This window comes from Pseudomonas sp. 5Vm1k (assembly GCF_056161485.1).
Genome location: NZ_JBSPCZ010000006.1, coordinates 313,149 through 336,630, shown reverse-complemented (window position 1 = coordinate 336,630; position 23,482 = coordinate 313,149). Strand labels below are relative to the sequence as shown.

Genomic DNA, 23,482 nt, shown 5'->3' with positions numbered 1-23,482 from the left:
TTTCCGGCTGCTGACATGTTTCGAAATTCACAAGCGAGCCGCATTTGTACACGGTGGCGAAGCGGGTTTGCAAATCAGGCGCAGCGCGGAGCCCCAGTAACTGCATGGTTTCAAAGGGGCGCGTTGCTTGCTGTTACGGTTTTACCTGCCGGTAGTGAAGCAGTCATCCCGTATCATCCGCCCATTGCGGATTTTCGATTGAATCAAGCCAACAACCAAGGAGGGCGCGCCCCATATGTCGATCAACAAAGCCGGAAACATTGGCCTGACACGCCTGCGTCGCGTATCTCCGGCGTTTGACATAGCCGTGCTGTCTACCGTCATGGGCTTCGCGATTATCGCGAATACGATCTACCCCGGCGTTCCGAGCGCAGTGGTAGGCGCCATCGTTGGCGCTTTTATCGGCGTGAAGAATTTCAAGGATGATGCGATTGCAGATTGATTTGACCCAATTTTTGGTAATTGGCGGATTGATCGCTATCGGAATCTACCTGGGTGTTTCGCTACTGGCCCGTTCCACACCCGACCTCAAGCATGGAGCAGCGTTGGAGGTCGCGTGGTTCACCGTGGTGAGCGTGATTGATATCGCTTTGCAGGTCTATCAAGCCGAACCCCATCAATTGGGAATCTTGGCAAACCAAAAAGCGATCATCCTGATCGGGTCCGGCGTCATGCTTTGGCTGGCCATCGGCGGTATATGGACGGCGCTTACCTCACCGTACAAAAAGAAAGTGTTGAAGGTTTCTCAAGCTCAGTGAAGTTTTCCTCATCTTTCTGAATAGTGTGTCTGGTCTGAAACATTTGCTAATGCAAAGTGCTGGGTTATAACTACCTCACGACGATGCAGGAAGCCTTCAGAATGGAATCGAAAGAACAACAATTGATGGAATTACTCGGCCTTACGGCCCGCTCTCTGACCCACCTCACCGCGTCCATGACCTCAATGTCCTTTGAGTTGATGCGCAGTGACGACGAAGTGACCAAGGCCGCCGGTCGACGGATGATCGACCGCATGGCGACCATCAGCTCCGGGCTCGACGAACACTGGCGACTGATCGGCGAACTCACCGGCGTGCATGTCGCCCACGAGCAGATCGAAACCATCCAGGAAATCCAGTTGCAGGCGCCGCCCCGGTTGCCGCCGAACTGAGTTCTTACTGCCATCGGCTGGCCTGATGGCCGCCGATTCACAAGACGAACGTCGCTGGCGCAGCGACGGTCCGCGCGCCATAGTTTTGTTCCCGTGGCAGACATTGCCCACCCAGAACAAGACAGAGACTGGCCATGACCAAGACTCTCCACCACCGTGCCTGCCACCTGTGCGAGGCCATTTGCGGCCTGACCATCGAAACCACTGAGGCCGAAGGCCGGGTGCAGATCACTTCGATCAAGGGTGATCCCCAGGATACGTTCAGTCGCGGGCACATCTGCCCCAAGGCTGTGGCGCTGCAAGACATTCAGAACGACCCGGATCGTCTGCATCAACCGATGCAGCGCGTGGGCAGCGAATGGCAGCCGATTGCGTGGGAAGACGCCTTTAATCTCATAGCCGAACGCTTGGCAGGGATTCAGGAACGTCACGGGCAGAATGCAGTGGCGGTCTATCAAGGCAACCCCAGCGTGCACAACTATGGGCTGATGACCCACAGCAATTACTTTCTCGGCCTGCTGAAAACCCGTAACCGGTTTTCCGCGACTTCGGTCGATCAATTGCCCCATCACCTGACCAGCCATTTAATGTACGGCCACGGCTTGCTCTTGCCGATCCCGGACATCGATCACACCGATTTCATGCTGATCCTGGGCGGTAATCCGCTGGCGTCCAACGGCAGCATCATGACCGTGCCGGATGTCGAGAAACGCCTGAAAGCGATTCAGGCCCGGGGTGGCAAAGTGGTGGTGGTCGATCCGCGCCGCAGCGAAACGGCGGCGATTGCCGATCAACATCTGTTCGTGCGGCCCGGTGGCGACGCAGCGTTGCTGTTCGGGCTGCTCAATACGTTGTTTGCCGAAGGCCTGACTCGTGACAGTCATTTGCCGGTGGACGGTCTGGATGAGGTGCGTGAGGCGGTGGCGGGGTTCACCGCAGAGGTCATGAGCCCGCTTTGCGCGGTGCCCGCCGAACAGATCCGCCAACTGGCCCGGGACTTTGCGGCGGCGCCGACGGCGGTCTGCTACGGCCGCATGGGTGTCTCGACCCAGGCCTTCGGTACGTTGTGCCATTGGGTGGTGCAACTGATCAATTTGGTCACCGGTAACCTCGACCGCGTGGGCGGTGCGCTGTGCACCGAGCCGGCGGTGGATTTAGTGGCGTCCACCTCGGGCGGGCATTTCAATTTGTGGCAGAGCCGGGTGTCCGGGCGCCCGGAGTACGGCGGCGAGTTGCCGGTGTCAGCCCTGGCCGAAGAGATGCTCACCGGCGGGGAAGGGCAGGTGCGGGCGCTGATCACCGTGGCGGGTAATCCGGTGCTGTCCACGCCCAACGGCCGGCAACTGGAGCAAGCGCTGGACGGGCTGGAGTTCATGGTCAGCATCGATTTGTACATCAACGAAACCACCCGTTACGCCGATCTGATCCTGCCGTCTACTTCGGCCCTGGAAAACGATCACTACGACACCACGTTCAACATGTTTGCCGTGCGCAACGTCACGCGCTTCAACCGGGCGATCCTGGCCAAGCCGGAAGGCGCGTTGCACGATTGGGAGATTTTCGTTGGTCTGGCGAAGGCTTTTGCGGCGAAGACTGGCAAGGAACTCAAGCCGACCATCGCTCCGGCGCAGATGATCGACCGTGGCTTGCGGATGGGGCTGTATGGCGATGCATCCGATCACAAGCTGTCACTGGCGACCTTGTTCGATCATCCCCATGGCGTTGATTTGGGTGCGCTCAAATCCAATCTGAAACCACGGCTCAAGACGCCGAACAAGCATGTCCAGGCTGCACCGGCGGCGATCCTTGCAGACTTGGCGCGCTTCGCTGCCCTGCAGGCGCCGGCCGCCGATGAGCTGTTGATGATTGGCCGCCGACATGTGCGCAGCAACAACTCGTGGATGCACAACTATCACCGTCTGGTGAAGGGCAAGCCCCGGCATCAACTGTTGATGCATCCGGAAGACTTGGCCAGCCGTGGCCTCAGCGACGGGCAGCGGGTGCGGGTCAGTTCGCGGGTCGGGGTGATCGAAGTTGAAGTGCTTGGCAGTCTGGATATGATGAAAGGCGTGGTCAGCCTTCCGCACGGTTGGGGCCATGCGCGGCCGGGTGTGCAGATGACGATTGCCAGTAGCCAGCCGGGGTCCAGCGCCAATGACCTGACCGACGAATGTCAGCTTGACGAATTGTCGGGGAATGCGGCGTTGAACGGCGTGCCGGTGACCGTGGCGGCAGCTTGATCGAGTCTGTCGGGGAGACCGAGCATGGCGCTCGGGTTTCCGTTACAATGCGCCACCGTGCCGACCCTTGAGTCGGAAAGTTCAGCCGAGGTGCTCCATGGATATCATCGAAACGATTAAAGAGCAGATTGCTAACAACACCATTCTGCTTTACATGAAAGGCTCGCCGAATGCCCCACAGTGTGGCTTCTCCGCGAAAGCCGCGCAGTCCGTCATGGCTTGTGGTGAGAAGTTCGCGTACGTGGACATCCTGCAGAATCCGGAAATTCGCGCCAACCTGCCAAAATACGCCAACTGGCCAACCTTTCCGCAACTGTGGGTCGGCGGTGAGCTGGTCGGCGGTAGCGACATCATGACTGAAATGGCTGCTGACGGTTCGTTGCAGGCCACGATCAAAGCAGCTGTTGAAAAAGCAGCCGCTGCCAAGACCGAAGCATAAGTCGATTGGCTCCCCTGTAGGAGCTGTCGAGTGCAACGAGGCTGCGATCTTTTGATCTTCAGCAACTAAAAAGCCCCGCCTCTCGAAAGAAGGCGGGGCTTTTTATTGCGCTTAGTAAGTTATGTCGATGTCGCCGCTGCCATCGCCAGGATCGCAGCCTCGTTGCACTCGACAGCTCCTACACAGCTCTTACTCTTCGCCCATCTGCGATTGCAGATAGTTCTCAAGGCCAACTTTATCGATCAGGCCCAGTTGGGTTTCCAGCCAGTCGATATGTTCTTCTTCGGATTCGAGGATATCTTCAAGCAGCTCACGGCTGCCGAAGTCGCCGACGGTTTCGCAATGCGCGATCGCGACCTTGAGATCCGCGTGACCAGTGCGCTCGATACGCAGGTCGCACTCAAGCATTTCCTTGGTGTGCTCGCCGATGTGCAGCTTGCCCAGGTCCTGGACGTTCGGCAGGCCTTCAAGAAACAGAATGCGCTTGATCAGCTTGTCCGCGTGTTTCATCTCGTCGATGGATTCTTTGTACTCATGCTTGCCGAGCTTGTTCAGGCCCCAATCTTCATACATGCGTGCATGCAGAAAGTATTGATTGATCGCGACCAGCTCATTGGCAAGGATCTTGTTGAGATGCTGGATGACTGTAACGTCGCCTTTCATGATGGGATCCTGCCCTGTATTAACTGACTATAAGGCAGAGTTTGAGCCGCGTAATTAAGAGTGTCAAACCTAAGTTATTGAAACTTATATGAAAATTAATCGGAATAAGAATGTTTGTGTTCCGCGTCTAGCGCCTAAGCGGTTGATTTACGGGCATAAAAAAACCGGACATTAGTCCGGTTCTTTGAAATACGGTAGTTACGCGGCAGTAAATTCAACAGGAAATGGAATCGCGGCCTGGGCGGTTTGCAGCTTGGTCAGGGTTTCACGCACCACTTCCTTGGCAAGGCAGGCGCATTTACCGCATTGGCTAGCTACGCCGGTGGCCTGACGGACTTCCTTATAGCTGCAGCAACCTTCATAGATTGCATCGCGGATTTGACCGTCGGTAACGCCAGTGCAGAGGCAGACATACATAAGTGAGAACCGTCGCTGGTTGTGACTCAATTGCGATGGATCTTAATGTTAACGAGAATGATTGTCAAAGTGCTTTCTGAAAGCTTCGCGTTATAAGCGCCCATGGCTGACGAACGGTTTGCGGCATGGCATTACGACAGTAACCGTAACAGTCCCAATTTAACGCGCCGCTGAAAATCCGTTAAGGACAGCTCAAAAACGCCGTGTATGATGGTCGGTCCTTGCGAAGGGGATCGTGTCACAGGGCTGTCGCCTGAGGGTGGCAGGCTGATGCGAATCCAGTTCTTCACGTTAATAGACCAGGAGATATTCAATGAGCGTACTCGTAGGCAAACAAGCTCCAGACTTCACCGTACCAGCCGTCCTCGGCAACGGCGAGATCGTAGACAGCTTCACTCTGTCGTCGGCCATCAAAGGCAAATACGGCCTGGTGTTCTTCTACCCACTGGACTTCACCTTCGTTTGCCCGTCCGAGCTGATCGCTCTGGACAACCGCATGGCTGACTTCAAGGCACGTAACGTTGAAGTGGTTGCCGTGTCGATCGACTCGCATTTCACCCACAACGCATGGCGCAACACCCCGGTGAACAATGGCGGTATCGGCCAGGTTCGCTACACCATGGCTGCCGACATCAAGCAGGAAATCATGAAGGCCTACGACGTTCAGTCCGCTGACGGCGTTGCTTTCCGTGGCGCTTTCCTGATCGACGACAAAGGCGTTGTCCGTTCGCAGATCATCAACGACCTGCCACTGGGTCGTAACATGGAAGAGCTGATCCGTCTGGTCGACGCACTGCAATTCCACGAAGAGCACGGCGAAGTTTGCCCTGCCAACTGGAAAAAAGGCGACAAAGGCATGACCGCTTCCACCGAAGGTGTTGCGGCTTACCTGACCGAGCACGCTGCGGCGCTGTAAGCCCAAGCGTCAGGCATAAAAAAACCGGCCGCGAGGCCGGTTTTTTTGTGGGCGGGATAAAACCCTCGACTGAATCAGTCGTTGAAGTCTTCCCAGCCGCCCATTTGTTTCCAGCGATTGACGATGCCGCAGAACAGCTCGGCGGTCTTCTCGGTGTCGTAGCGAGCCGAGTGAGCCTCGCGACCGTCGAAGTCGATATCCGCTGCCTGGCAAGCCTTGGCCAGTACGGTTTGGCCGTAAGCCAGGCCAGCGAGGGTTGCAGTGTCGAAACTGGAGAACGGATGAAACGGGTTGCGTTTCATGTCCAGGCGCGCGACAGCGGCGTTGAGGAAGCCCAGGTCGAAGCTGCTGTTGTGCCCGACCAGGATCGCCCGTTTGCAACCGTTGGCTTTCAGGGCCTTGCGGATGCCACGGAAGATATCGGTCAGGGCGGTTTCTTCACTCACCGCCATGCGCAGCGGGTGATCGAGCTTGATCCCGGTGAATTCCAGGGCGGCTGCTTCGATGTTCGCGCCTTCAAACGGTTCTACGCGAAAGAAGTAGGTGTGATCGGGGTAAACAAACCCTTTTTCATCCATGGCGATGGTGGTCGCGGCAATTTCCAGCAGGGCGTCGGTGGCCGAGTTGAAACCACCGGTTTCTACGTCGACGACAACCGGCAGGTAGCCACGGAATCTGGCAGCCATCGGATGACGAGGACCGCCTCCGCCGCCTTGACCGTCCTGTTCGTCGTCGAAATGGTCTTCACTCACGCGTGTTCCTCCAGCAGGCGCCAGCGCAGTTTTTCACCGGCGCGCAGCGGGATTACGGTCAGCTCGCCAAATGGCAGGCTGGTTGGGGCGGTCCACTCTTCGCGGACCAGGGTAATGCGATCGGTGTTCACCGGCAGGCCATAGAAGCGCGGGCCGTTGAGGCTGGCGAAGGCTTCAAGCTTGTCCAGCGCATTGCGCTGTTCAAAGGCCTCGGCGTACATCTCGATCGCAGCATAAGCGGTGTAGCAACCGGCACAGCCGCAAGCGGCTTCTTTTGCATGCTGGGCATGCGGCGCCGAGTCGGTGCCGAGGAAGAACTTCTCGCTGCCACTGGTGGCGGCGTCGAGCAGGGCTTCCTGGTGCGTGTTGCGCTTGAGAATCGGCAGGCAGTAGAAGTGCGGCCGAATTCCGCCCACCAGCATGTGGTTGCGGTTGTACAGCAGGTGATGGGCGGTGATGGTTGCGCCAACGTTGGCCGGGGCCGCGTTGACGAACTGCACGGCATCGGCGGTGGTGATGTGTTCGAACACCACTTTGAGCGTCGGGAAACGCTCGACCACACGACGCATGTGCTCATCGATGAAGATCTTTTCGCGATCGAACACGTCGACATCGCCACGGGTGACTTCACCGTGGATCAACAACGGCATCCCGACTTCGGCCATGGCCTCGATCGCCGGGAAAATCTTGTCGATGCTGGTGACGCCAGAATCCGAGTTGGTGGTGGCGCCGGCCGGGTACAGCTTGGCGGCGTGAACGAAACCGCTGGCCTTGGCCTCACGAATTTCTTCGGGCTGGGTACGGTCGGTCAGGTACAGCACCATCAACGGCTCGAAACGACTGCCGGCCGGGCGTGCAGCGAGAATCCGCTGGCGATAGCCGTCGGCTTCAGCGGCGTTGCGCACCGGAGGTACCAGGTTGGGCATGATGATGGCGCGACCAAAGGTGCGCGCAACATCCGCAACGGTATTGGACAAAACAGCACCATCGCGAAGATGAATATGCCAGTCGTCGGGACGCAGCAGGGTCAGGCGGTCGGACATGAGGGGATTCCAGGCGGGTCAAACTGAGGGGAATGCTACCGGAAAAGACTCTCTCAGGCACTCGCTATCAAGTTTTGCAGCAAGCTTCCGATATCCATTAGGTATGCCGTAAACGTATGTGTCGGTCTTTTTGTAGTAGAAGCCAGTGGAGCCTCCCGTGCGCCAGCGTTATTTAGCCTTGCTCAGTGTGTTTGCCAGCCTTCCCGCGATGGCGCTCACTTTCCAGACCCGTCTGGAGAACATTGAGTGGATGGTCGAAGGGGATAAGTTCGAATGCCGCCTGACCCAGCCGATTACCGATTTCGGTTCGGGCGAGTTCGTGCGTCGTGCGGGTGAGCAGGCGATCTTTCGTCTCAAAGCCTACAACTCGATGATCGGCGGCGGTTCGGCGACCTTGCTGGCGGCGGCTGCGCCATGGCAGCCAGGGCGTGGGGACATTAATCTGGGCTCGGTAAACATTGGCAGCGGCAACGTACTGTTCAACAGTTCGCAAGTGCAGGCCGGGCGCCTGATCAGTGGTTTGATGGACGGTCGCAGCCCGGTGATCCGGCGTGCTTCGGGCGACGGCCGGGTGTCTGAGGTTCGTCTGCTGCCGGTCAAGTTCAGCAAGGCCTTCAATGATTATCAGGGCTGTGTGGCCAAACTGTTGCCCCAGAACTTCGAACAGGTGAAGCAATCCGAAGTCGGTTTCCCCGGCGAAGGCGTCGATCTGGATCCTCAAGCCAAGGCCAAGTTGCAGGTCATGCTGGAATTCATGAAGGCCGACCCGACGGTCAATCACATCGAGCTCGACGGTCACTCCGACAACAGTGGCAATCGCCTGACCAACCGTGAACTGTCACGCCGCCGGGCGTTGGCGGTGATGGACTTCTTCAAGGCCAATGGCGTCCAGGAATCGCAGATCACCATGCGTTTCCACGGTGAGCGCTACCCGCTGGCACCGAACACCAATGCGGCCAACCGGGCCAAAAACCGCCGGGTTGCGGTGCGCCTCGAACGTGTTGCTCCGACCGAAAAACCGGCCCCGCAATCCGCCTCTGCCGCAAGCGCTGCGGCGACCTCCTGAACCTGTTGTGTTCGTCGCGAGCTCGACAGAATCTGTCGCTTCGTCGTCATAAGCTGTCGCGGTACTGTAAATTATTTTGTATGAGCGGTAGACTTCACGGCTTTCCGTAGAACCCCGTGGAGTGATGGCATGGCGGACGTAAACAAGGTCGTTCTGGCGTATTCCGGCGGCCTGGACACTTCGGTGATCCTCAAGTGGCTGCAGGATACTTATAACTGTGAAGTAGTGACCTTCACCGCTGACCTGGGTCAGGGCGAAGAGGTCGAACCGGCCCGCGCCAAGGCTCAGGCCATGGGCGTAAAAGAAATCTACATCGACGATCTGCGCGAAGAATTCGTGCGTGATTTCGTGTTCCCGATGTTCCGCGCCAACACCGTTTACGAAGGTGAGTACCTGCTGGGTACCTCCATCGCTCGTCCGTTGATCGCCAAACGCCTGATCGAAATCGCCAACGAAACCGGCGCTGACGCCATTTCCCACGGCGCCACCGGTAAGGGCAACGACCAGGTTCGTTTCGAGCTGGGCGCTTACGCACTCAAGCCAGGCGTGAAAGTGATCGCCCCTTGGCGCGAGTGGGATCTGCTCTCCCGTGAAAAGCTGATGGATTACGCTGAAAAGCACAACATCCCGATCGAGCGCCACGGCAAGAAGAAATCCCCGTACTCGATGGATGCCAACTTGCTGCACATCTCCTATGAAGGCGGCGTGCTGGAAGACACCTGGACCGAGCACGAAGAAGACATGTGGAAATGGACCGTCTCCCCGGAGAACGCTCCTGACAAGGCTCAGTACCTCGAACTGACCTACCGCAACGGCGACATCGTTGCACTGGACGGCGTCGAAATGACCCCGGCCACCGTGCTGGCGACCCTGAACCGTATCGGTGGTGAACACGGTATCGGCCGTCTGGACATCGTCGAAAACCGCTACGTGGGCATGAAGTCCCGTGGCTGCTACGAAACTCCTGGCGGCACCATCATGCTGCGCGCTCACCGTGCGATCGAATCGATCACCCTGGACCGCGAAGTGGCTCACCTCAAAGACGAGCTGATGCCTAAATACGCCAGCCTGATCTACACCGGTTACTGGTGGAGCCCTGAGCGTCTGATGCTGCAACAGATGATCGACGCTTCCCAGGCTCACGTGAACGGTGTCGTTCGCCTGAAGCTGTACAAGGGCAACGTGATCGTCACTGGGCGCAAGTCCGACGAATCGTTGTTCGACGCCAACATCGCAACCTTCGAAGAAGATGGCGGCGCCTACAACCAGGCCGATGCGGCGGGCTTCATCAAGCTCAACGCCTTGCGCATGCGTATTGCCGCCAACAAGGGTCGCAAGCTGTTCTAAGCACCTTTGCTGCGGTAATTGAGGCTGTGGCCCTGTCTTCGACGGGGCCACAACGTCAAATGGTTTTTCTGTCCTGCACCGGATTGACCGCGTTTATCTTTTTTCAATTCAGGTTTTTCTGATCACTCTTCAAGAGTCTGATCCAGCACCGTCACGCCCTGTGAGTTCAAGTTGTAGACAATGCAGAAGGCTTCGTAAGCGCCTTTCTTTTTTTGCTTTGAACACTTGAGTGCGCTGTCCTTCAGTAACTTCTCCGATTCGCTGCACGCCAGAAACACGATCACCTTCGTCGGAAGCCTCCCGGATTTGCGGGTTTTTTCCATTAAGGTGGCGATATCCACCGGCGTACTCACACCGCGAGCGTCGATGATGCTCACCTCTCTCAACAGCCCCTGCAGATAGACGCTGTGTCTCGGCCAGTTGCCTGCTTGCAGGTGAATTTGGGACGGCGGGTCTTGTGCGCTACAGAACCAGTAACGAAATCCTCTCACTCTGGATGAGAAGCGCGTGGGTGGCGGACGCTCGGCATGATCAATGACCTTTATAAAATATTTGTCTTTATCAAAGTCTGAAGGCGCGTAGAGCGATCGATAGTTAAAGTTGAGCGTGAGAAAAAAAAGAAAGAGTAAGTAAAACGGAAAACTGATCAAAAACCAGACGTAGATTTCTCGTTCGTCGTTATCAAGAAAGGGCAGGGAAATAGCAGCAGATGTCTCGGAAAGTGCTGCGAATATAGCAATGATGGTCATTGGGTTGGAAATTCTTTTTTTGAGTTTTTTCATGTGTTTGGCTCGTGAGGTAGTGTCTTGTTCTCGTGTCTGTTAATAGGTGTTATTTTTTAATTAAATTCCGATTTGTATCAGTTGGGGTGTAGAAAGTAACTGTAATGCCGGTGGCTTTAGTATGTCGAATGTTCTTGTTTCAAAAGTTTAATTGGGTGTGAGGTTCGTTTCTTTAACTGTGAGTGAATGTTTGGTGATTGATCAACTGGTATTGAGTTGGATGCTGGTAATAGCGATAACTTTTAGTCTGGTCCTGTAGGTAATCGGCTCGGGATGAGTTGCCGCTCTGACGGTTATGTGAGGTGTCAGTTGTAAGCTGATACAAAAAAGGTAACTGCAAGCCGATCGTTCTTAAGAAATCACGTTTTCGTGCTCATTAAATTCAAGGTTTTTTTGTAGGATTCATCCGTGTTGCGTGTAGGGAATGTCTCTCGGTGTGGGTGGCCGGGGGGTACGGCATGCCACGGGGGAAACGACTAGGCTATTGTGCGGGCTCTAAAAATTCGAACAGCGAAAATTGGACTTGCCCATGAATAAAGTGCTGATCGTGGATGATCATCCTGTCATTCGTCTTGCGGTGCGTTTGCTAATGGAACGTCATGGCTACGAAGTCATCGCAGAAACAGACAATGGTGTGGATGCATTGCAACTTGCTCGTGAACATATGCCGGATATTGTCATTCTGGATATTGGCATACCGAAACTGGATGGGCTGGAAGTCATCGCGCGCCTGACATCCGTGGCGCTGCCTTTGAAAGTGTTGGTACTGACTTCCCAGGCGCCAGGCCATTTTTCAATGCGTTGCATGCAGTCGGGCGCCGCCGGTTATGTTTGCAAGCAACAGGACCTCACTGAATTGCTCAGTGCCATCAAGGCTGTATTGTCAGGCTACAGCTACTTCCCCAATCAAGCCTTGCATACGGTTCGGTCCAGTTTGGGCAATGCCAGCGAAGCCGATATGGTGGATCGTTTATCGGGTCGGGAAATGATGGTGTTGCAACAACTGGCACGGGGGAAGACTAACAAGGAGATTGCCGATGGCATGTTCCTTAGCAACAAGACCGTCAGCACTTACAAAACCCGGTTATTGTTGAAGCTCAACGCGCGCTCGCTGGTGGACTTGATCGAACTGGCCCAGCGAAATGGCCTGGTTTGACGGCACATAGTGAAAAGCCTCCGTTTCGGGAGGCTTTCAGGTGTCATAGATCAAAATCGTAATCGGCCAATTGCTTCTGCAGTCGGCGCTCCTCCAGCAAATTGTCGATGGTGCGGCGCTTGCTCAGGTTGGTTTTTGCTACCTCAACCACCGGTTCAGCGTCATCGGCTTCAACGGGGGTGAAGTCGTCTTCTACGTCCAATTGCTCTTTGCCAGTGCTCATTTTGTTACTCCAGGCTAAGACTGCCTTTGGCGCTCCTTATATCGACATTCTCCCGGCGGGTAAAAAATATTTTTTCAATCGGTATATCAATAAATTTAATAGCGTCTCAATCGTCCGAGGTCTTTTGCTTGTATTCGCACAGGTCCTCGATCCGGCAACTGCCGCAACGGGGCTTGCGGGCCAGGCAAACGTAGCGTCCGTGGAGGATCAGCCAGTGGTGGGAGTCGAGCAGAAACTCCTTGGGCACAAACTTCATCAGTTTGTTTTCCACCTCGACCACATTTTTGCCTGGAGCAATGCCGGTACGGTTGCTGACCCGGAAAATATGGGTGTCCACCGCCATGGTCAACTGACGGAAAGCCGTATTGAGCACCACGTTGGCGGTCTTGCGGCCAACGCCGGGCAAGGCCTCCAGCTCCTCGCGGGTCTGTGGCACTTCGCCGCCGTGTTTTTCCACCAGCAGGCGACAGGTTTCGATCACGTTCTTGGCCTTGCTGTTGAACAGGCCGATGGTCTTGATGTACTCCGTCAACCCTTCGACCCCCAAGGCATGGATGGCGGCGGGGGTATTGGCCACTGGATACAGCTTCGCCGTGGCCTTGTTGACCCCGACATCGGTGGACTGCGCTGACAGGATCACCGCGATCAGCAGTTCAAACGGCGAGGAGTAGGCCAGTTCGGTCTTCGGTTCCGGGTTGTCTTCGTGCAGCCTGCGGAAGATTTCGTAACGTTTTGCGGCATTCATGGGTGATGCGTTTCCTCGAAAGCGGTCAGTTTGAGGGGCGAAGCCAGGCCTGTTTCGCAGCGATCAGCAGTCCCAGCAGAATAAATCCGCCGGGGACCAGTGTGGCCAGACGCAAGCCACCGTCGGTGGTCAGCACCAAACCGGGCCAATCCAGTCCGCCGCTCAGCCAGGACAGATGAGCACCAAGCGTGCCGTTGCCGATGAGCTCGCGTAGCAAACCCAGGCCCACCATCAGCGCGCCGAATGCGCCACACAGGTGCAAGCGATCACGCCACGGGCTCTGGAAAAAATCATGGGTGTCCAACACGACGCATTGCAAGGCAATCAGTCCGGCATACAACCCCAAGTGTTGCTGCCATTGCAGCGACCAGGATTGCCCGGCGAGCTCTGCGCAACTGGTCAGCGTGGCCGCCAGCAGGACGCCGGCAGGCAAACGTGCCCACGGCATGAGTCGGGCGCGCAAGAGGCTCATACCCCCGTCGTAGGCAGCTATCACCACCACGAACATCAGCCATAGGCCCAGTGCCGTCATCAGGGAATCGGTGGCGCCGATCAGTGGCGCCAGCATCAGCGAGTTCTGCACAGAGGCCTTATTCATGGGCGCTGCTCCCGACTAACTGTTGCCGATGTTCATCAAAGTAGCGCAACGCATCATGAATGGTGTTGATCACCGCTCTTGATGTGGTGGTGGCCCCGGCCATTTGATCGAATTGCCCCTGATCTTTTTTCAGTGCCCAGCCATTGTCGGCAGGGTCAGTGCGCGACTTGCCGGTAAAGAGGTGCAGCCAGGCATTCGGCCAGTCGGCGAGGCGACCGCCCAGGCCCGGTGTTTCTGCCTGTTTAAGGGTTTTGACCCCCAACAGCTTGCCGTTGGCATCAATGGCGATCAGTAACTCGATGGCGCCGATGTAGCCCAGGGCCTGGCTGCGCAGCAACACCGCGCTGGGTTGCCCGGACTTGGTTGCCAGGTAGCCCACCAGCAACGTGCTGTTGGCCAGCGGAATGTTTTCGAGGGGCAGTGGCTGTTCCAGCGGCTGATTGTCGTAGCTGCCGGGCGGCAACATATCCAGCAGAGTGTGGCTGTCGATCAGGCGTTGCTCTGTGGCAATGCGCGCGGCGCTGGTGTGTTGCACAAGGTAGGTCGCGCCCATTCCCAGTCCGACCAATAACACCAGTGTCACAACGCTTGTCGCCCGGTTCATGGTGCGGTTCGCTCCTGTCGGGCGGCGACAAACCGCTCCAGCGCCGGTACACAGAGGTTCATCAGCAGCACGGCGAAGGCCACGCCGTCCGGGTAGCCGCCCCAGGTTCGAATCATGTAGGTGATCAGCCCCACGCCCATTCCGAACAACAGCCGGGCAGCTGCGCTTTTGGCGCCGGACACCGGCTCCGTAACGATAAAGAAAGCACCGAGCATGCTCGCGCCAGTCAGCAAGTGAAACAATGGCGAACCATGGGAATCCGAGCCCGAGCCGTTCCAGCACAGCAGGCTGATGATGAACAGGCTGGCGAGCATGCCGACCGGGGCATGCCAACTGAACACCCGTTGCTGGAGCAGAAAGGCGCCACCGGCGAGAAACGCCAGGTTGACCCATTCCACGCCGTGGCCGCCGAAGTGACCGAACGCCGAATTGCCGGCAAACAGCTCATCCATGGTCAGGCTTTTATTGATGCGCAGGCTGTCCAGTGCCGTGGCCTGGACCCAGGCATCCGGCGTCTGGCTGAAACTGAAGCCAAAGATCTGCTGAAGGCCGCCGAGCAGGTCCATGCCATGGGATGACGGCCAATGCGTCATCGGTTGGGGAAAGGTCACCAGCACCAGGGCGAAACCGAGCATGGCCGGGTTGAACGGGTTCTTGCCGACGCCGCCATACAGGTGTTTACCGAACAGCAGCGCGGCGGTGGCCGCACTGACTGTCAGCCACCAGGGGCAATAAGGTGGCAAGGCTAGCGCCAACAGCGTCGCGGTGACCAAGGCGCTGCCGTCGCTCAAGGTCGGCTTGAGCGGACGCTGACGCAGTTTCAGCACGCTGGCCTCAACAATTAATGCAGTCACGACCGTCAGAATCAGATTGATCAATACGCCCCAGCCGTACAGCCAAAACAACGCCAGCATCCCCGGCATGGTGGCCAGCAATACCAGCTTCATGGCCTGCTGAAGGCGTTCGTCCACCGATTCAAGGGGCGACATAGGCCTCCACCAGACGTTCGGCTTCCAGCAGTCGGGCGCGCGCCTTGTCCATCAGTTCGGCAGGCGTTTCGGGAAGTCGTTCAAGTTTGCTGACGTCCGCGCGGGCGTAGGCCAATTCGGTTTTCAGCTGACGAAGTTGGTTGTTGATCGGGCGTTTTTCAACGCGCTGCAAGTCAGGTAACGGTTGATCGCTGACCGCTTCAGCGTCGTGCAAGGCTTGCTCGGCATTTTTCAACGCGAGTTCCAACGCTTCGATCTGATCCACTGACGCTTCGCTGGTTTGCGCTTTTTTCAGTTCGGCGCGGTGCATGGCCAACTGGATTTTTGCCCGTTTCAGTTCGGCGTCTTTCGCCGGGGCAACCGGTGCGGGGGCTGGCGGCGCGCTACTTTCGAGTTGCGCGAGGGCTTGTTCGGCGGCTTCGAACTGCTGTTGCAGCAGGATCAGTTGCGATTGCTGCTCGAAGGTTGGCGGATGCCCGAATGCTTTGAGCGATTTGTTCAATTGCGCCCGACTCATCGCCACATCGATCTTGGCTTTTTTCAACGCTGCGTCAGCCGTCGCCGCTTTCTGCGCACGAACTCGCTCAAGGGCCGCCTGCACCGGGTTGACCGCCACTTCGCTGGGTTGCGCGGCACGCTGGGCGCGGGCCTGGCGCTCGGCGACTTTCTGTTGTTCTTCCCGTTGCAGCCGCGCGTTGCGCTGTTCGAAGCGCCGCCGCGCACGATTGCGCTTGGTAGCCCGAGCCCGTTGATCTTCGAGGCTGAACGCCAGGCCACCGACAATCGGCAGCACCGTGGTCAGCGGCAACGGGCGCATTTCGATACAGTCCATCGGGCACGGCGCCACGCAGAGGTCGCAACCGGTGCATTCATCGACGATCACGGTGTGCATCAATTTCGCTGCGCCGACGATCGCGTCCACCGGGCAAGCCTGGATGCACTTGGTGCAGCCAATGCATTCGGCCTCGCGGATGTAGGCAATTTGCGCCGGTGCCGAACCGCGACTGACGTCCAGTTCCAGCACCGGCACTTTCAGCAGTTCGGCGAGGGCGGCGATGGTTTCGCTGCCACCCGGCGGGCACTTGTTGATCGACTCGCCGCTGGCGATGCCTTCGGCGTAGGGCTTGCATCCGGGGTGACCACACTTGCCGCATTGGGTCTGGGGCAAGAGGGCGTCGATGCGTTGAATCAGACTCATGTTTTGATCAGTCCACTGAATCCGAGAAAAGCCACTGCGATCAGTCCGGCGCCGATCAACTGGATCGGCAAGCCACGAAAGGGCAGGGGAACATCGTTGTCACGTGTGCGCTGGCACAAGTCATTAAACAGGATCAGCACCAGCCAGAAACCCAACCCGGCGCCGAGGCTCAGGGCGGTGGCGTGGAAAAATCCCTTGTCGTCCCGGGCGTTGAGCAAGGTCAGCCCGAGCACGCCGGCGTTGGCCAACAGCAACGGCCATAGGCCCTCGAACGAAAGTTTTGGCAGTGATCGCGACAGCAGCTTCAGCAGCGGGGCGATCAGCAAGACGCTCAACGGCAGGAACACGAAAAGGCGCAGGTTCGTCAGTTCCAGTGGCACCAACAGCCAGTGGTAGAGCGCGTAACCGAGCAGGCCGACGATCAGCATCAGGCTCGCCGTGGCAATGCCCAGTGCGTGGACCTGCCGCTGTTGCGAACCCAACAGCGGATCGACGCCCAGCGGCCACTGCAACACGAGGTTGTTGATCAGGGCGGCGCTGATAAGCGTAAGAAGCAGTTCGGTCATGATCGTCCATATACATGCACTGTTGATGGCTGCCGACTAACTCCGTAGAAGCTGCCGCAGGCTGCGATCTTTTGACTTTAAAGAGCAAGATCAAAAGATCGCAGCCTGCGGCAGCTCCTACACGGTGAGGCCAGAGTTGATAGTAATTATGGGCCAGACATGAAAATCCCACAGTCATGCCAGGCATGACTGTGGGATTTGTTCAGCAAAGTACTTACTTGATGCGCTGACCCGGCTTGGCGCCGCTGTCGGGGCTCAGCAGGTAGATTTCTTCACCACCAGGGCCGGCGGCCATCACCATGCCTTCGGAGATCCCGAACTTCATTTTGCGCGGCTTGAGGTTGGCGATCATCATGGTCAGGCGACCTTCGAGCTTGGCCGGGTCCGGGTAAGCGCTCTTGATCCCGGAAAGGACGTTGCGTTGCTCGTCACCAATGTCCAGGGTCAGGCGCAACAGCTTGTCGGCGCCTTCCACAGCTTCGGCCTTGAGGATCAGCGCAACCCGCAGGTCGACGGCTGCAAACGCATCGAACTCGATTTCCGGCGCCAGCGGTTCCTTGACCAGTTCACCATTGCCGGCCGGTGCAGTTTCGCCGGTGTCGGTTGCGCTGGCGGTCAGGTCTTCTTTCGAGGCGTCGGTCATGGCTTGTACTTTTACCGGGTCGATGCGGGTCATCAACGGTTTGAACTCGTTCAACTGATGATTGCTCAACAGCGTGGCGTGATCATTCCAGGTCAGCGGCGCGACGTTCAGGAACGCCTCGGCGTCGGCGGCCAGCAGCGGCAGCACCGGTTTGAGGAAGATCACCAGTTGGCGGAACAGGTTGATGCCCAAGGCGCAGATGGCCTGGACTTCGTCGTGCTTGCCTTCCTGTTTGTTCAACGACCACGGTGCCTTGTCGGCGATCCAGGCGTTGGCGCGGTCGGCCAGGCCCATGATTTCACGCATGGCGCGGGCGAAGTCGCGCGCCTCGTAGGCGTCGGCGATGCTCGGCGCGGCGGCCAGGAACGCTTCGGTCAGTTCCGGCGCGGCGTTACCCGCCACCAGCACACCGGCGTTGCCTTTCTGGATGAAACCGGCGCAACGGCTGGCGATGTTGACGACTTTGCCCACCAGGTCGGAGTTGACCTTCTGCACGAAGTCTTCGAGGTTCAGGTCGAGGTCGTCCACGCCACGGCCCAGCTTGGCCGCGTAGTAGTAGCGCAGGTATTCCGGCGACAGGTGATCCAGGTAGGTCCGGGCCTTGACGAAGGTGCCGCGGGACTTGGACATTTTCTGACCGTTGACGGTCAGGTAGCCGTGCACGTTGATGCCGGTCGGCTTGCGCAAACCCGCGCCTTCAAGCATTGCTGGCCAGAACAGGGCGTGGAAGTTGACGATGTCCTTGCCGATGAAGTGGTACAGCTCGGCGGTGGAATCCTTGGCCCAGAACGCGTCGAAGTCCAGGTCTGGACGACGGGCGCAGAGGTTCTTGAAGCTGGCCATGTAGCCGATCGGCGCGTCCAGCCACACGTAGAAGTATTTGCCTGGCTCGCCCGGAATCTCAAAACCGAAGTACGGCGCATCGCGGGAGATGTCCCACTGTTGCAGGCCGGCGTCCAGCCACTCGGCGATTTTGTTGGCCACGGCGTCTTGCAGGGTGCCGCTGCGGGTCCAGGCTTGCAGCATTTCCTGGAAGTCCGGCAGTTTGAAGAAGAAGTGCTGGGAATCCTTGAGCACCGGGGTGGCGCCAGAGATTGCCGACTTCGGATCCTTCAGGTCGGTCGGTGCGTAGGTTGCACCGCATTTTTCGCAGTTGTCGCCGTACTGGTCTTCAGTGCCGCATTTCGGGCAGGTGCCTTTGATGAAGCGGTCGGCCAGGAACATTTTCTTTTCCGGGTCGAAGTACTGCGTGATCGAGCGCTGGGCGATGTGCCCGGCGTCGCGCAGCTTCAGGTAGATCTGGCTCGACAGCTCACGGTTTTCTTCGGCGTGAGTGGAGTGGAAATTGTCGAAGTCCACCAGGAAGTCGGCAAAGTCGGCGCTGTGTTCAGCCTGGACGTTGGCGATCAGTTGTTCCGGGGTGATGCCTTCTTTTTCTGCACGCAGCATGATGGCCGAGCCGTGAGCGTCGTCGGCGCAGACATAGATGCATTGATTGCCGCGGTGCTTTTGGAAGCGCACCCACATGTCGGTCTGGATGTATTCCAGCATGTGGCCAAGATGGATCGAACCATTGGCATAGGGCAGGGCGCTGGTGACGAGGATCTTGCGTGGCTCGGACATGGGGCTCGGCTACTTGATGAAACGGAGGTCGGCCACTATAAAGCGCTGGCGCATATTTTTCACCCCCGGCACAGGCCATCACGGTCCCTTGTAGCAGCTGGCGAAGCCTGCGTTCGGCTGCGCAGCAGTCGTAAAATTGGACACGGAGGTGTTTCAGGCAGTACGCGGTGTCCGGTTTGGCGACTGCTGCGCAGCCGAACGCAGGCTTCGCCAGCTGCTACAGAATGCGTGTGGTCACCGGATAATTGTCACATCCTGAAAGCATGCCGTCCGTGCGAGAGAACAGGTACGATACCCGCCTGATTTTCCAGTCTTGCTATCGGAGTTGCCCATGAGCGCCGTCAATCGCGCAGCGGTGGAAGCCGTCCTTCGCCAATACACCGACCCTTACCTGAACCAGGACCCGGTCAGCGCCGGGTGTGTACGCAACATCGACATCCAGGGCGACCGCGTCAGCGTCCAGCTGGAGCTCGGTTATGCCGCCGGCCTGTTCAAGAGCGGCTGGGCGCAATTGCTGCAAATGGCCATCGAAGGGCTGGACGGTGTGGTCACCGCGCGCGTCGAGATCACCAGCGTAATTGCCGCGCACAAGGCCCAGGCACAAATCCCGGGCCTGGCCAACGTCAAAAACGTTGTTGCCGTGGCTTCGGGCAAGGGTGGCGTGGGCAAGTCCACCACCGCCGCCAACCTGGCGCTGGCGCTGGCCCGTGAAGGCGCCAAGGTCGGGATTCTCGACGCAGACATCTACGGTCCGAGCCAGGGCATCATGTTCGGCATCCCCGAAGGCACTCGACCAAAGGTCAAGGATCAGAAGTGGTTCATTCCGATCGAGTCCCATGGCGTCGAAGTGATGTCCATGGCGTTCCTGACCGACGACAACACGCCGATGGTCTGGCGCGGCCCGATGGTCTCCGGTGCGCTGTTGCAACTGGTGACACAAACCGCGTGGGGCGATCTCGATTACCTGGTCATCGACATGCCGCCAGGCACCGGCGACATCCAGCTAACCCTGGCCCAGAAAGTCCCGGTGGCCGGTGCCGTGATCGTCACCACGCCACAGGATCTGGCCCTGCTGGACGCACGCAAAGGCGTGGAGATGTTCCGCAAGGTCAACATTCCGGTGCTGGGTGTCGTGGAAAACATGGCCGTGCACATCTGCTCCAACTGCGGGCATGCCGAGCATCTGTTCGGTGAGGGCGGTGGCGTGAAACTGGCCACGCAGTATGGCGTTGAATTGCTGGCTTCATTGCCGCTGGCGATGGCCATTCGCGAGCAGGCCGATGGCGGCAAGCCAACGGTGATCGCTGAGCCGGACAGCCCGATTGCGATGGTCTACCAGGAGCTGGCCCGCCACGTCGGCGCGCGGATCGTGTTGCAGGAAGCGGCAACCCCGGCGATGCCGAATATCACCGTTAGCGACGATTAATCACAGAAGAAACACAATCCCCTGTGGGAGCGGGCTTGCTCGCGAATGCGGTAGATCAGTCAACTTATCTGTTGAATGACACACCGCATTCGCGAGCAAGCCCGCTCCCACATTGGTTATGCGGTGGACTTAAATCCGCAACCCGCCATCCATCTCCAGAATCCGGCCGGTGTAGTAGTCGTTCTCGAAAATGTACGCTGCCGAATGGGCGATCTCGTCTGGTTTACCCATGCGCTTGAGCGGAATCCCGGCGGTCATTTTCTCCAGCGCCTCAGGCTTCATACCCAGCGTCATCTCGGTTTCGATAAAGCCCGGCGCAATGCCCGCCACACGAATACCGTAGCGCGCCAGTTCCTTGGCCCAGGTCACGGTCGCTGCTGCCACGCCAGCCTTGGCGGCGGAGTAGTTGGTCTGGCCAACGTTACCGGCGCGGGAGATCGACGAGATATTGATGATCGCGCCGCTGTTTTTCAGCTCGACCATTTTCGCCGCGACTTCACGGGTGCACAGGAACACGCCGGTCAGGTTGACGTCGATCACCGCCTGCCATTGGGCCAGGCTCATCTTGGTCATTTCGCCGTCCTTGACCTTCAGCAGCAGGCCGTCGCGCAAGATCCCGGCGTTGTTGATCAAACCATGGATCGCGCCGAAATCTTCAGCCACCTGAGCAACCATGTGCGTCACTTGCTCTTCATTGGCGACGTTGCACAGGTAAGCGCGGGCCTCGACACCTTTGGCCTTGCAGGCGGCGACGGTGTCATCGAGCTTTTCCTGGTTCAGATCCACCAGCGCCAGTTTTGCGCCCTTGTCAGCGAAATACTCGGCCATGGAACGGCCTAAACCCTGGCAACCGCCAGTGATAATGATTACTTTGTCAGTGAGTTGCATTCGCATGCCCCAAAAGCAGGTCGGAGAGTGGTTCCTTGTAGAGGGCCTCTCGATCTGCACCTGATGCGGCTTGGTTGCACATGAGAACTGCCCCGATGGCGCACTGGAACTTATCCCCAGGCGCCTGTCCGTTTTTTCGACGGATTCTATATAAGGAGTCATAAATTGAGCGTTGAAGCGGCCAAGAATGCCCGAGAATTGCTTCTCAAGGAATACCGCGGAGTGCTTTCGACGCACTCCAAGGCCATGCCCGGTTTCCCCTTCGGCTCGGTGGTTCCGTACTGCCTGGACGAGCAGGGCCGGCCGCTGATCCTGATCAGCCGCATCGCCCAGCACACCCACAATCTGCAAAAAGATCCTAAGTGCTCACTGTTCGTGGGCGAGCGCGGGGCGGAAGATGCACAAGCCGTCGGTCGCCTGACTTACCTCGCCGAAGCCGAAAAACTCGAGGATGAGGCAGCCATTGAAGCGGCGGCCGAGCGTTACTACCGTTATTTCCCGGATTCGCAGAGTTACCACAAGGCGCATGATTTCGATTTTTGGGTGCTCAAACCGGTGCGTCACCGTTACATCGGCGGCTTCGGCGCGATTCACTGGGTCGATCAACTGACCCTGGCCAACCCGTTCGCCGGTAAGGCCGAAGTGAGCATGGTCGAGCACATGAATACTGACCACACCAAGGCCATCGCCCATTACGTCGAATTGGCCGGTTTGCCGAAAACCGAACCGGCGCAACTGGCCGGCATCGACACCGAAGGCATGCACCTGCGGATAGGTCAGGCGCTGTACTGGCTACCGTTTCAAGCGCCTTGTAATACGCCGACACAAGTGCGCGAAGCCTTGGTTTTCCTGGCTCACGCCGAGCATTGGCCGAAAAATGAAGTGGCCGACGCTTGAATTCACGAATCGGCGACGTCATCTAAGGAACACTGGCAAGGCATTCTTGCGTTGAGGAACCATTTGATGCGCCCTTTTTTATTGCTCTTTGTACTGTTTCCGGTGTTGGAGCTGTTCGTATTCGTCAAGGTCAGCGGGGCCATCGGGTTTTTCCCGGCCCTGCTGCTGATCATTCTCGGCTCGATGCTCGGCGTGTTCGTGCTGCGTATCGCCGGTCTGGCTACCGCACTGCGTGCCCGTGAAAGCCTGAACCGCGGCGAGCTGCCGGCCCAGACCATGCTGGAAGGCTTGATGTTGGCGCTGGCGGGCGGTCTATTGATCCTGCCGGGTTTCGTCACCGACGTGCTGGGCCTGATCATGTTGATGCCGCTGTCTCGGCGTCTGTTGGCAAACAAGATGCGTCAGCGTGCCGAAGAACAGGCGATCCGTCAGCGTGCCTTCGCCGATGACCTGCAGTCCCGGGGCGGTCCCGCTCCAAGACAGCAACCGCTGGGCCGCGAGCCCAACGTGATCGAAGGCGAGTTCGAACACCACGATCCCAAGTAAAGCGTTTCAGCTGCACGGCACCTTCGGGTGCCGTGTTCGTTTGCGGGCAACAACATGAAAAAATTTGCTTGCTCGCCCTTGTAATAAGCTTATGCGCCCTTATGTAACGGTCACCGCAAGGTTTCTGGCGATCATGCCAGACAGACTTCCGCAGTTCGCTTGACGAACCGCACCCGGCACCGCCGGATTTGTTAAACCCGCCGGGAATACACCGGCCGATGAAAACCACAATTAGGAGAGATCGACAATGAAGCTTCGTCCTCTGCATGACCGCGTCGTCATCCGTCGCAGCGAAGAAGAAAAGAAAACCGCTGGCGGTATCGTCCTGCCAGGTTCGGCTGCTGAAAAAGCCAACAGCGGCGAGATCCTCGCTGTCGGTACCGGCCGCGTGCTGGAAAACGGTGAAGTGCGTGCACTGGCCGTAAAAGTGGGTGACAAGGTTGTGTTCGGCCCGTACTCCGGCAGCAACACTGTGAAAGTTGACGGCGAAGACCTGCTGGTAATGGCTGAGAACGAGATTCTCGCTGTTATCGAAGGCTGATTCCCCGCTCATTTTCCCGTTACT

General features: G+C 57.9%; 27 protein-coding genes. 13 read left to right on the top strand and 14 right to left on the bottom strand.

Annotated features, from left to right (window positions below):
* Positions 1–235 precede the first annotated feature (235 nt).
* The 5 genes from ACWIKB_RS14935 to grxD all read left to right on the top strand — a co-directional run bounded on the left by ACWIKB_RS14935 (position 236) and on the right by grxD (position 3,829).
* Positions 236–442, top strand: a complete 207-nt coding sequence (locus ACWIKB_RS14935; RefSeq protein ID WP_475267739.1) for a hypothetical protein — start codon at positions 236–238, stop codon at positions 440–442.
* Complete coding sequence (locus ACWIKB_RS14930) at positions 432–758, top strand: hypothetical protein (protein ID WP_475267737.1); 327 nt, start codon at positions 432–434, stop codon at positions 756–758. The genes ACWIKB_RS14935 and ACWIKB_RS14930 overlap by 11 nt, the downstream gene beginning before the upstream one ends.
* A gap of 101 nt (positions 759–859) precedes the next feature.
* Positions 860–1,150, top strand: a complete 291-nt coding sequence (locus tag ACWIKB_RS14925) for a hypothetical protein (protein ID WP_475267735.1) — start codon at positions 860–862, stop codon at positions 1,148–1,150.
* Between the two features lie 134 nt (positions 1,151–1,284).
* Positions 1,285–3,390: a molybdopterin oxidoreductase family protein gene (locus ACWIKB_RS14920; RefSeq protein ID WP_475267733.1), complete on the top strand. Its 2,106-nt coding sequence runs from the start codon at positions 1,285–1,287 to the stop codon at positions 3,388–3,390.
* Positions 3,391–3,487: 97 nt separating this feature from the next.
* Entirely contained in the window at positions 3,488–3,829 is a 342-nt protein-coding gene (grxD, locus tag ACWIKB_RS14915; protein ID WP_054045200.1) for a Grx4 family monothiol glutaredoxin, read from the top strand.
* 189 nt (positions 3,830–4,018) lie between these two features.
* Here the strand turns inward: grxD and bfr are convergent, their stop codons facing one another.
* A complete protein-coding gene (bfr, locus tag ACWIKB_RS14910; RefSeq protein WP_475267731.1) occupies positions 4,019–4,492 on the bottom strand; it encodes a bacterioferritin in 474 nt (157 codons plus the stop codon).
* Between the two features lie 198 nt (positions 4,493–4,690).
* The gene (locus tag ACWIKB_RS14905; RefSeq protein ID WP_008057530.1) at positions 4,691–4,909 is read right to left on the bottom strand and encodes a bacterioferritin-associated ferredoxin; all 219 of its coding nucleotides are present in this window, start codon (positions 4,907–4,909) and stop codon (positions 4,691–4,693) included.
* Positions 4,910–5,222: 313 nt separating this feature from the next.
* On the opposite strand from ACWIKB_RS14905, the gene ACWIKB_RS14900 reads away from it, so the two are divergent.
* The gene (locus tag ACWIKB_RS14900; RefSeq protein ID WP_054045198.1) at positions 5,223–5,825 is read left to right on the top strand and encodes a peroxiredoxin; all 603 of its coding nucleotides are present in this window, start codon (positions 5,223–5,225) and stop codon (positions 5,823–5,825) included.
* Between the two features lie 74 nt (positions 5,826–5,899).
* On the opposite strand, the gene rnt is transcribed toward ACWIKB_RS14900, so the two are convergent.
* Entirely contained in the window at positions 5,900–6,577 is a 678-nt protein-coding gene (gene rnt, locus ACWIKB_RS14895; protein ID WP_054045196.1) for a ribonuclease T, read from the bottom strand.
* Positions 6,574–7,620, bottom strand: coding sequence for a dihydroorotase (pyrC, locus tag ACWIKB_RS14890; protein WP_054045193.1), 1,047 nt, complete (start codon positions 7,618–7,620; stop codon positions 6,574–6,576). Before pyrC ends, rnt begins: the two co-directional genes overlap by 4 nt.
* Positions 7,621–7,777: 157 nt before the next feature.
* Between pyrC and ACWIKB_RS14885 the strand changes: the two genes are divergently transcribed.
* Both ACWIKB_RS14885 and ACWIKB_RS14880 read left to right on the top strand, forming a co-directional pair.
* A complete protein-coding gene (locus ACWIKB_RS14885; RefSeq protein ID WP_475267727.1) occupies positions 7,778–8,686 on the top strand; it encodes a flagellar protein MotY in 909 nt (302 codons plus the stop codon).
* Between the two features lie 129 nt (positions 8,687–8,815).
* Positions 8,816–10,033: an argininosuccinate synthase gene (locus ACWIKB_RS14880; RefSeq protein ID WP_088422930.1), complete on the top strand. Its 1,218-nt coding sequence runs from the start codon at positions 8,816–8,818 to the stop codon at positions 10,031–10,033.
* 122 nt (positions 10,034–10,155) lie between these two features.
* Here ACWIKB_RS14880 and ACWIKB_RS14875 read toward each other — a convergent pair whose 3' ends face one another.
* Positions 10,156–10,815 (bottom strand): hypothetical protein, encoded by a 660-nt coding sequence (locus tag ACWIKB_RS14875; RefSeq protein ID WP_475267725.1) that lies wholly within the window; start codon positions 10,813–10,815, stop codon positions 10,156–10,158.
* 529 nt (positions 10,816–11,344) lie between these two features.
* On the opposite strand from ACWIKB_RS14875, the gene ACWIKB_RS14870 reads away from it, so the two are divergent.
* On the top strand, positions 11,345–11,971 hold the full coding sequence (locus tag ACWIKB_RS14870; protein ID WP_054045186.1) for a response regulator transcription factor: 627 nt from the start codon (positions 11,345–11,347) through the stop codon (positions 11,969–11,971).
* 43 nt (positions 11,972–12,014) lie between these two features.
* Here the strand turns inward: ACWIKB_RS14870 and ACWIKB_RS14865 are convergent, their stop codons facing one another.
* From ACWIKB_RS14865 to metG, 8 genes are all read right to left on the bottom strand, one after another.
* Complete coding sequence (locus tag ACWIKB_RS14865) at positions 12,015–12,194, bottom strand: PA3496 family putative envelope integrity protein (RefSeq protein ID WP_007898493.1); 180 nt, start codon at positions 12,192–12,194, stop codon at positions 12,015–12,017.
* 106 nt (positions 12,195–12,300) lie between these two features.
* Entirely contained in the window at positions 12,301–12,939 is a 639-nt protein-coding gene (gene nth, locus ACWIKB_RS14860; protein ID WP_475267723.1) for an endonuclease III, read from the bottom strand.
* A 25-nt stretch (positions 12,940–12,964) separates the two neighbouring features.
* Positions 12,965–13,537, bottom strand: a complete 573-nt coding sequence (locus ACWIKB_RS14855) for an Rnf-Nqr domain containing protein (RefSeq protein WP_475267722.1) — start codon at positions 13,535–13,537, stop codon at positions 12,965–12,967.
* Entirely contained in the window at positions 13,530–14,141 is a 612-nt protein-coding gene (locus ACWIKB_RS14850; RefSeq protein ID WP_475267720.1) for an RnfABCDGE type electron transport complex subunit G, read from the bottom strand. Before ACWIKB_RS14850 ends, ACWIKB_RS14855 begins: the two co-directional genes overlap by 8 nt.
* On the bottom strand, positions 14,138–15,130 hold the full coding sequence (locus tag ACWIKB_RS14845; protein WP_475267718.1) for an RnfABCDGE type electron transport complex subunit D: 993 nt from the start codon (positions 15,128–15,130) through the stop codon (positions 14,138–14,140). Before ACWIKB_RS14845 ends, ACWIKB_RS14850 begins: the two co-directional genes overlap by 4 nt.
* On the bottom strand, positions 15,117–16,328 hold the full coding sequence (rsxB, locus tag ACWIKB_RS14840; protein WP_475267716.1) for an electron transport complex subunit RsxB: 1,212 nt from the start codon (positions 16,326–16,328) through the stop codon (positions 15,117–15,119). The genes ACWIKB_RS14845 and rsxB overlap by 14 nt, the downstream gene beginning before the upstream one ends.
* Entirely contained in the window at positions 16,325–16,894 is a 570-nt protein-coding gene (locus tag ACWIKB_RS14835; protein WP_475267714.1) for an electron transport complex protein RnfA, read from the bottom strand. Before ACWIKB_RS14835 ends, rsxB begins: the two co-directional genes overlap by 4 nt.
* Positions 16,895–17,108: 214 nt before the next feature.
* On the bottom strand, positions 17,109–19,160 hold the full coding sequence (gene metG / locus ACWIKB_RS14830) for a methionine--tRNA ligase (RefSeq protein WP_475267713.1): 2,052 nt from the start codon (positions 19,158–19,160) through the stop codon (positions 17,109–17,111).
* A 331-nt stretch (positions 19,161–19,491) separates the two neighbouring features.
* Between metG and apbC the strand changes: the two genes are divergently transcribed.
* Positions 19,492–20,586, top strand: a complete 1,095-nt coding sequence (gene apbC / locus ACWIKB_RS14825; RefSeq protein WP_475267711.1) for an iron-sulfur cluster carrier protein ApbC — start codon at positions 19,492–19,494, stop codon at positions 20,584–20,586.
* Positions 20,587–20,715: 129 nt separating this feature from the next.
* Here the strand turns inward: apbC and ACWIKB_RS14820 are convergent, their stop codons facing one another.
* Positions 20,716–21,474 carry an SDR family oxidoreductase gene (locus ACWIKB_RS14820; protein WP_475267709.1) on the bottom strand — a complete coding sequence of 253 codons (759 nt, stop codon included), beginning with the start codon at positions 21,472–21,474 and terminating at the stop codon, positions 20,716–20,718.
* 165 nt (positions 21,475–21,639) lie between these two features.
* Between ACWIKB_RS14820 and ACWIKB_RS14815 the strand changes: the two genes are divergently transcribed.
* The 3 genes from ACWIKB_RS14815 to ACWIKB_RS14805 all read left to right on the top strand — a co-directional run bounded on the left by ACWIKB_RS14815 (position 21,640) and on the right by ACWIKB_RS14805 (position 23,458).
* On the top strand, positions 21,640–22,371 hold the full coding sequence (locus tag ACWIKB_RS14815; RefSeq protein ID WP_475267707.1) for a HugZ family pyridoxamine 5'-phosphate oxidase: 732 nt from the start codon (positions 21,640–21,642) through the stop codon (positions 22,369–22,371).
* A gap of 66 nt (positions 22,372–22,437) precedes the next feature.
* A complete protein-coding gene (locus tag ACWIKB_RS14810) occupies positions 22,438–22,917 on the top strand; it encodes an FxsA family protein (protein WP_475267705.1) in 480 nt (159 codons plus the stop codon).
* Positions 22,918–23,164: 247 nt separating this feature from the next.
* Entirely contained in the window at positions 23,165–23,458 is a 294-nt protein-coding gene (locus tag ACWIKB_RS14805) for a co-chaperone GroES (protein WP_054045166.1), read from the top strand.
* Positions 23,459–23,482 lie beyond the last annotated feature (24 nt).

Excerpts from the sequence above, each read along its gene's own strand:
- ACWIKB_RS14935 (WP_475267739.1), top strand. The coding sequence starts at position 236 with ATGTCGATCAACAAAGCCGGAAACATTGGCCTGACACGCCTGCGTCGC.
- ACWIKB_RS14925 (WP_475267735.1), top strand. The coding sequence starts at position 860 with ATGGAATCGAAAGAACAACAATTGATGGAATTACTCGGCCTTACGGCC.
- ACWIKB_RS14920 (WP_475267733.1), top strand. The coding sequence starts at position 1,285 with ATGACCAAGACTCTCCACCACCGTGCCTGCCACCTGTGCGAGGCCATT.
- grxD (WP_054045200.1), top strand. The coding sequence starts at position 3,488 with ATGGATATCATCGAAACGATTAAAGAGCAGATTGCTAACAACACCATT.
- bfr (WP_475267731.1), bottom strand. The coding sequence starts at position 4,492 with ATGAAAGGCGACGTTACAGTCATCCAGCATCTCAACAAGATCCTTGCC.
- ACWIKB_RS14905 (WP_008057530.1), bottom strand. The coding sequence starts at position 4,909 with ATGTATGTCTGCCTCTGCACTGGCGTTACCGACGGTCAAATCCGCGAT.
- ACWIKB_RS14900 (WP_054045198.1), top strand. The coding sequence starts at position 5,223 with ATGAGCGTACTCGTAGGCAAACAAGCTCCAGACTTCACCGTACCAGCC.
- pyrC (WP_054045193.1), bottom strand. The coding sequence starts at position 7,620 with ATGTCCGACCGCCTGACCCTGCTGCGTCCCGACGACTGGCATATTCAT.
- ACWIKB_RS14880 (WP_088422930.1), top strand. The coding sequence starts at position 8,816 with ATGGCGGACGTAAACAAGGTCGTTCTGGCGTATTCCGGCGGCCTGGAC.
- ACWIKB_RS14875 (WP_475267725.1), bottom strand. The coding sequence starts at position 10,815 with ATGAAAAAACTCAAAAAAAGAATTTCCAACCCAATGACCATCATTGCT.
- ACWIKB_RS14870 (WP_054045186.1), top strand. The coding sequence starts at position 11,345 with ATGAATAAAGTGCTGATCGTGGATGATCATCCTGTCATTCGTCTTGCG.
- ACWIKB_RS14865 (WP_007898493.1), bottom strand. The coding sequence starts at position 12,194 with ATGAGCACTGGCAAAGAGCAATTGGACGTAGAAGACGACTTCACCCCC.
- nth (WP_475267723.1), bottom strand. The coding sequence starts at position 12,939 with ATGAATGCCGCAAAACGTTACGAAATCTTCCGCAGGCTGCACGAAGAC.
- ACWIKB_RS14855 (WP_475267722.1), bottom strand. The coding sequence starts at position 13,537 with ATGAATAAGGCCTCTGTGCAGAACTCGCTGATGCTGGCGCCACTGATC.
- ACWIKB_RS14850 (WP_475267720.1), bottom strand. The coding sequence starts at position 14,141 with ATGAACCGGGCGACAAGCGTTGTGACACTGGTGTTATTGGTCGGACTG.
- ACWIKB_RS14845 (WP_475267718.1), bottom strand. The coding sequence starts at position 15,130 with ATGTCGCCCCTTGAATCGGTGGACGAACGCCTTCAGCAGGCCATGAAG.
- rsxB (WP_475267716.1), bottom strand. The coding sequence starts at position 16,328 with ATGAGTCTGATTCAACGCATCGACGCCCTCTTGCCCCAGACCCAATGC.
- ACWIKB_RS14835 (WP_475267714.1), bottom strand. The coding sequence starts at position 16,894 with ATGACCGAACTGCTTCTTACGCTTATCAGCGCCGCCCTGATCAACAAC.
- metG (WP_475267713.1), bottom strand. The coding sequence starts at position 19,160 with ATGTCCGAGCCACGCAAGATCCTCGTCACCAGCGCCCTGCCCTATGCC.
- apbC (WP_475267711.1), top strand. The coding sequence starts at position 19,492 with ATGAGCGCCGTCAATCGCGCAGCGGTGGAAGCCGTCCTTCGCCAATAC.
- ACWIKB_RS14820 (WP_475267709.1), bottom strand. The coding sequence starts at position 21,474 with ATGCAACTCACTGACAAAGTAATCATTATCACTGGCGGTTGCCAGGGT.
- ACWIKB_RS14810 (WP_475267705.1), top strand. The coding sequence starts at position 22,438 with ATGCGCCCTTTTTTATTGCTCTTTGTACTGTTTCCGGTGTTGGAGCTG.
- ACWIKB_RS14805 (WP_054045166.1), top strand. The coding sequence starts at position 23,165 with ATGAAGCTTCGTCCTCTGCATGACCGCGTCGTCATCCGTCGCAGCGAA.